Source organism: Vibrio sp. B172a (assembly GCF_030248355.1).
Taxonomy (GTDB): Bacteria; Pseudomonadota; Gammaproteobacteria; order Enterobacterales; family Vibrionaceae; genus Vibrio; species Vibrio owensii.
Genome location: NZ_JAHGAC010000008.1, coordinates 608,542 through 615,019, shown reverse-complemented (window position 1 = coordinate 615,019; position 6,478 = coordinate 608,542). Strand labels below are relative to the sequence as shown.

6 protein-coding genes are annotated in these 6,478 nt (G+C 41.8%); 4 read left to right on the top strand and 2 right to left on the bottom strand.

Annotated elements, in window-relative coordinates:
* On the bottom strand, window positions 1–884 hold an 884-nt coding region (locus KIT90_RS12600; RefSeq protein ID WP_285376930.1), incomplete at its 3' end, for a catalase.
* A 259-nt stretch (window positions 885–1,143) separates the two neighbouring features.
* Here KIT90_RS12600 and KIT90_RS12595 point away from each other — a divergent pair.
* From KIT90_RS12595 to KIT90_RS12580, 4 genes are all read left to right on the top strand, one after another.
* On the top strand, window positions 1,144–1,500 hold the full coding sequence (locus tag KIT90_RS12595; protein WP_285376928.1) for a VOC family protein: 357 nt from the start codon (window positions 1,144–1,146) through the stop codon (window positions 1,498–1,500).
* Window positions 1,501–1,687: 187 nt separating this feature from the next.
* Window positions 1,688–2,497, top strand: a complete 810-nt coding sequence (locus tag KIT90_RS12590; protein ID WP_285376926.1) for an alpha/beta hydrolase — start codon at window positions 1,688–1,690, stop codon at window positions 2,495–2,497.
* Between the two features lie 134 nt (window positions 2,498–2,631).
* The gene (locus tag KIT90_RS12585; RefSeq protein ID WP_285376924.1) at window positions 2,632–3,525 is read left to right on the top strand and encodes a DMT family transporter; all 894 of its coding nucleotides are present in this window, start codon (window positions 2,632–2,634) and stop codon (window positions 3,523–3,525) included.
* 80 nt (window positions 3,526–3,605) lie between these two features.
* Window positions 3,606–5,249: a hypothetical protein gene (locus KIT90_RS12580; RefSeq protein ID WP_285376923.1), complete on the top strand. Its 1,644-nt coding sequence runs from the start codon at window positions 3,606–3,608 to the stop codon at window positions 5,247–5,249.
* Between the two features lie 35 nt (window positions 5,250–5,284).
* Here the strand turns inward: KIT90_RS12580 and manA are convergent, their stop codons facing one another.
* Window positions 5,285–6,472: a mannose-6-phosphate isomerase, class I gene (manA, locus tag KIT90_RS12575; protein ID WP_285376922.1), complete on the bottom strand. Its 1,188-nt coding sequence runs from the start codon at window positions 6,470–6,472 to the stop codon at window positions 5,285–5,287.
* Window positions 6,473–6,478: the final 6 nt, after the last annotated feature.

Sequence of the window (6,478 nt, the reverse complement as noted above, 5' to 3'; positions counted from 1 at the left end):
TCCAACCCGTTGTAATCCAGCTTGCTCAGAGCTTCTGGTGACAGCACCTTCACGTAGAGATCCCACTTAGGGTAGTTACCACGCCCAATTTCTTTATACAGGTCATTGGTTAAATGGTTGAAGTCCTTACCCTGCATCGCAGTTACTTCATCAGGACGAAGGCTTTCAATACCTTGTTGGCTCTTCCATTGGAACTTCACGTAGTTCACATCGCCTTGCTTATTGATCCACTTGTAAGCGTGCACACCAAAGCCATCCATCGTGCGATAGCTTGCTGGCGTACCTAGGTTGCTATAAACCCAAGTCAGCATGTTGGTCGCACTCGGCTCATGACTGAAGAAATCAAAAAATCGGTTTGGATCCTGAACGTTGGTAACAGGAGACGGTTTTAGAGAGTGCACCATATCCGGAAACTTAATTGAATCGCGGATGAAGAACACAGGCAGGTTGTTCCCTACCAGATCCCAGTTACCCTGTTCAGTATAAAATTTAGTGGCGAAACCACGAGGATCGCGAAGTGTCTCAGGTGATCCTTTTGAGTGAATAACGGTCGAAAAACGAACGAAAACAGGGGTTACTTTTCCTTTGTTAGTAAAAGGAACGGAAACCGTTAAGTCACTAAAATCACCCGATGCAACAAACTCACCATGAGCACCCGTACCACGAGCATGCACCACACGCTCAGGAATACGCTCTCTGGCAAAACGCTGCAATTTTTGGATTAGGTGAACGTCTTGCAGTAATACACTGCCGTTTTCACCTGCTGTGATTGAATTCTGGTTGTCACCGACTGGTGCACCGTTGTCTCTTGTCAGGGTTTGCGCCTGTAGAGATGTGCTGGCTAAGCCAACTGTAATTAATAAAAAGCTTTTTGACATCTGCATGGTTGCTCTCCAATGCGTGCTAACCATTTGACCAGTCGAGTGGTCAATGGATACTCAAAAGCTCTTTTCTGCCCACGAAGAATATATCTTCAATGATTACATTTGTTTAATGGGAAATAACGATAGATTTAATAGGGATAACCAATGAAATTTTTGAGGTTTTATCAGTTTGATTAATAAAACCTAGACTCGGGCTGAGAAACTAGACCGAAGAGTTAATACACTGACAGAAAAGCACAGCGATGAAAAGGACACCAGAATGCACCAACATGAAAAGTTAAATTACGTTGAGTTTGGCACGCGAGACATCAATGCGACTAAACAGTTTTTCGAGCAAACCTTTGGATGGAGTTTCGTTGATTATGGTCCTGAGTACAGCGCCTTTTCAGGTCAAGGCTTGGACGGCGGCTTTTATGCAGCAGAGCAAGTCAGCCAAACAACAAATGGGGCAGCATTATTGGTGTTCTATAGCTCAGATATTCACGCCACGTTAGCCAAAGTCGAACAGTTCGGGGGGCAAATCATCCGCCCTATCTTCGAATTTCCGGGAGGTTGTCGTTTCCATTTTGCCGAACCAAGTGGCAACGAGTTCGCGGTCTGGTCTGAAAACCAATAATTAGTGACAAGTAAAACAGTAATTAATGACAGGTAAAACAATAACGTACCACCGCATTCGATAATTGACTCGAAGAGTTACAAACCCGCTCGCCCCGCCTTTTCATTTATTGATAGCGCGGGGCTTTTTGACTGCTCAAGTCTTATACAGTTGTTTTTGTTCTTTAAATCAAAAGCAAAGGTAAAACATGGAAGTTTTGAAGCGTTGGTTCATCGCCCTTTCTTTAGGGCTAGTGTTATCGGCATGCGGAGGTGGTGATGGCTCCGGTGTGGATTCCTCAACATCGGACAACAATCTCAATCAAATACAGGCAAGCATCTTTTCCAACATCACGGGCGTCACCTACCCGTATGATGTTTATTTGCCTGAGAACTACGAAGACCGACTTAGTTCTTTGCCCGTCATCTTTGTCTCGGATGGTGGAGGCACGGGATTGAGCTTCGCAGAGCTTATCGATGATTACGGTGCTGAAGTCATTCTCGTTGCCGTTCACGAAGGCCCACCGGGACGCAGAGACATTGATTACTTGCCTCCGGGCGTAGATGACTACTATCTCTTTCTTACGCAGGAACTCATTCCTATTGTTGAAGCAGAGTACGATATCGATCCGACTCAGCGCACGTTAGCTGGACATTCGTTTGGAGGTGCGAAATCCGCTTATGTGATGCTTACGGAAGATGTTGGTGCCGAGTTTTTCTCAAACTTTATCATCTCTGATGGTTCTTTTTGGCGTATTGAAGACACCATTTACCCTGTAGAGGAAGAGCGCTATCTTATTTCTCCTTGGCTCGAAGTGACGGCGATTTTTAGCGCCACATCTGGCAGAACAGGGAATTTTTATTGGGTAGATATCTTCTACAGCCATATTAAATCGAAAGAGTACCAAGGTTTCACTCTCCCTCCTTTGATTCACTACAACGGATTAAATCACGGCGTGATGTGGTACCACACTTATAGAGACAGTCTGCCAATCTTGTTTCCAAAAGAAGAAACTTAAGATCATCAAAACAAGTCAGCGGTAGCCAGATTCGGAACTGGCGTTGCATTTCTGGTTGATCTCATCCTTGGTTTAATCCACTGTTAGCGCAACAATTAATCAATGAGGCGCTAGACCTCGACCAAGGATGTAACATGACCGCAGCCAGTTTTTTTCGCTTACTTTGTCTCGCTGCTATTTGGGGTGGCTCGTTTCTATTTATGCGAGTCGCCGCCAATACGTTCGGACCGGCTTACTTAATCGAATTTCGAGTGGGGTTTGCAGCAATTGCCTTGTTGCTCATCTCCATTTATCTCAAAAAGAGACTCTCCTTCACCGCGCATACCAAACATTTCTTTATTATTGGATTGTTTAACACCGCGGCACCGTTTCTGTTTTTCGCCTATGCAGCACAAACACTCAATGCCTCAACTTTATCGATACTCAATTCAACGGCTCCTATTTGGGGCGCACTGATTGGCTTTATCTGGTATCGCAGCCCGCTGACCAAGAAAGCGATTCTTGGTATGGCGATTGGTATCGCTGGCGTCGCAGTATTGGTCGGTTGGAGTGCGGTGAAGATTGGTGAGGAGGCGATTCTCCCGATCATTGCTAGCTTGTTGGCCGCATGTAGCTATGGAATCGCGACCAACTACACTAAGAATGCTCCTCAGATACCAGCGTTCAATAATGCGCACGGCAGTATGTGGGCAGCAGTGATTTGGGTTCTTCCGCTACTGCCATTTTTACCAATGCGTGCAGAGCCAACCAGTATAGAGTGGAGCTCTGTGGTTGCCCTCGGTGTGGTTTGTACCGGTTTGGCGTATTTGCTTTACTTCCGTTTGGTATCAGAAGTAGGACCAGCATCGGCACTTTCGGTTACCTTTCTCATTCCAGTTTTCGGAATCTTATGGGGCTATCTGATTCTAGATGAGCCAATCGGCTTCAATACCATCATAGGGACCATTCTGGTGCTTAGTGGGACAATGTTGGTAACAGGCTTTTCTCCCGCCGCGATGCTGGCGAAACGAAAAGAGAAAGTGATTTAAAGTATTGTTTCTAACTAATCAAATTCACGAACCAACTTAAAAGTTTAACTACTAAAATTTATTTATAGATTGCATAAAAGATGACCTTTATTGAAGTGAAAAAAATCCCCTACTCTCACCAAGAAAGAGTGAAAGAACTAAATAACATTTTCCATAAAGAAAACATTCCCATACAAATAATTTCCATCGAGTATTTAACGGAGAAACCTAACTCACTAAGCCATGCAAGAGTTGCTTTAGTTTGCAATTATCATGGAGTAACCTTAGATTTCGACAATCCTTACACTCCAACCTTTGACAACTTAAAAAAGAAGACATCTAACAAGAAAAATAAATTCAATGGATGTAATAAGTGTTCAGGAAAATATCATCGAACAGAAAAAGAAACAGTTGAATTATTACAATCAAGTTTAGCAAACAAAAAAGCAGCATTCGTAAGGTTTTATGGAATGGATGTGGGCTGCAAAGGTAAATTCATATATAAATGCCTACAATGTAATAATCTCAGCGATCCTGTTTCTATAAATGCAGGAATAAATGGAAAGGCTGGCTGTAAAAAATGCACATTAGAAAAAATATGGAAACCTAAGTTAGCAATAGGAGAGGATGTTAAACTATTTCTTGATTCTCGGTTTGGCGAGAAAAAATTTCATTGGCTCATAGACCTTAAAAAAAACTATAAAGGTGACGACTTAGTATCTGGTATTTGTCTAAAACACCAAAAAATGGTAACAAAAAAATTAAGAAGCTTACGCCATCGATTTACTTATTCCCCATGCCAAAAATGCTCTGAGGAACATAAAGTAGAAAAAATGACATTAGAATTTGAAGAACAAGAAAATAGAATAAAAAACGCTTTAGCAGATCGACCTTGGATTAAATATAAGCTTGAACATGTAGATAGAGGAAACGAGACAAGAATTGAACTTTATTGCACCATGCATTGTTATCCATTTTCAGCAAAAATTAGTAATGTTGTTCATGGAAAAGCAAATTGCAAGCTTTGCGGTAACAACACTCACCACTTGTCACAAATAATGAGGCAAAGTTCTGTCGACTTTCTACGTAAAAGACAAACGCTATATTCTTTAGAGTTTGTTAATAATAAAACACAACAAAGCTGGTACAAAATAGGAGTAACCGCGAATAATATTCAAGGACGTTACAGTCCAAAGCAACTAAGAATGGATGATTTAAGCATAAAAACTGTAATTTTGAACTTCCAAACTGATGTTTTCACAGCTTCGCTAACAGAACTATTTTTATTATGCGACCTTAGAACAAACACATATAGAATCGACAAAACAAAATATATGAAAAATGTTGGAGGTGGAACTGAGTGCTTTAGAAAATCAATACTGAATATTGACAATGTATCAACATTGATTAATTCTGCATATGCTTCTTATGAGAAGTTACTTACTTATGCATTAAAAGATGAAGAATTAAAATCTGCTCTTAATATCGCTAATGATTATTTTAAGAATTCAGAAACAAGTTCAAATAAAATCTATAAATTAATAACAATAAGAAAATTAGGTAAACTAAGAAAAGCACCAGATGGAATGAGTGAAAAGTCTCTATTAAATATAGTGATAGATAACAATTACGATAAAAGGGAAACGGCTAAATCATTAGGTATTACAATCACGACACTAAACAATTGGTTACGTCGATTCAACTTAACTGAACAAGTTAAAATGGGAGAAAGCAAGTTGAAGTAATGTTTTATTTCAATAAATTTCAAAAAGATCAACAACTAGTTATACGCCCTCGCCAACGTACCATTCCCTTGATATTGGTAGAACTTACAATCGTTAGTGATAAACGCGGATTCTCCGGCTTTAAGAGTCAGACTTGTCTCTGAAGCCGTCACCTCAACACTACCTTCAACACAAAAAACAATCTCAGCACCACGCACAAACTGTTGCTTACATTCATCATCGGAAGAGAGAATATCAAATCCAAAATCGTCCACCGGAATTGGATAGCTCAACTTGCCCTCTTTGTGGATTGGCGGCAGCTTAATCTGTTCCGGTTGCGTGGTGTGAAATGCTGTATTGGCGATAAGCTCATTTACATCAATGTATTTGGGAGTTAGCCCAGCTCTAAGCACGTTGTCAGAATTCGCCATGATTTCCAACGCTGTACCTTGCACATACGCATGAGGCGTTTCGGCATGGAGGAACATCGCTTCACCAGGTGCAAGCTCTATCGTGTTCAACATCAACGGAGACAGCAATCCAATGTCTTGCGGGTAGTGCTTTTGAAATTCCGCCACATAACTGAGCACTTCTCTTTCCAATGCCGTCTTTGGACCACGCTCTAACGCTGCGTCCAGTTCTGCCAAGGCTTGAATTTTATGAGCTTCGCTCAAGGTCATGATCGCCGTGAAGAAGCCTTTCAACCCGTCTTGATTTGGGTGCTCGGCTAACGCTGCCACCTCACCATCTAAACTGCGAATACCAAATTGGCGGAACAGCGTCAGTATTTGTTCTATCGGACGAAAGCCATTCATCGCCTTATAAAAAGTCAGTGCGTAGACCAACTCTGGCTTGTGATTAACGTCTTTGTAGTTGCGATTAGGAGCATCAAGTGGAATACCTTGTTCATTCTCTCGTGCAAAACCAAGCTCAGCTTTACGCTTGCTAGGATGAACTTGAATCGAGAGCGGAGAATCCGCCGCAAGCACTTTGAATAGGTACGGAAGTTCACCGAAGCGCATCATGGTGTAATCACCAAACATGCTTGCTTTGTCTCTCGCAATCACATCAGATAATAACTCACCAGTTGCTGCAAGGCGCGAGCAACCATTAGGGTGTGCTCCCATCCAAATTTCAGCTTGAGGTTGATGGTTCGCATTGTCGATGCCAAATAGTTTAGAAATCGACTCTTTACTTCCCCAAGCGTAGTTTTGAATCACGTTATCTAACTTGAACAGTGACATCTCACT

Bases quoted from the DNA above. Each gene is read 5' to 3' on its own strand.
- KIT90_RS12595 (WP_285376928.1), top strand. From the start codon at position 1,144: ATGCACCAACATGAAAAGTTAAATTACGTTGAGTTTGGCACGCGAGAC.
- manA (WP_285376922.1), bottom strand. From the start codon at position 6,472: ATGTCACTGTTCAAGTTAGATAACGTGATTCAAAACTACGCTTGGGGA.
- KIT90_RS12590 (WP_285376926.1), top strand. From the start codon at position 1,688: ATGGAAGTTTTGAAGCGTTGGTTCATCGCCCTTTCTTTAGGGCTAGTG.
- KIT90_RS12580 (WP_285376923.1), top strand. From the start codon at position 3,606: ATGACCTTTATTGAAGTGAAAAAAATCCCCTACTCTCACCAAGAAAGA.
- KIT90_RS12585 (WP_285376924.1), top strand. From the start codon at position 2,632: ATGACCGCAGCCAGTTTTTTTCGCTTACTTTGTCTCGCTGCTATTTGG.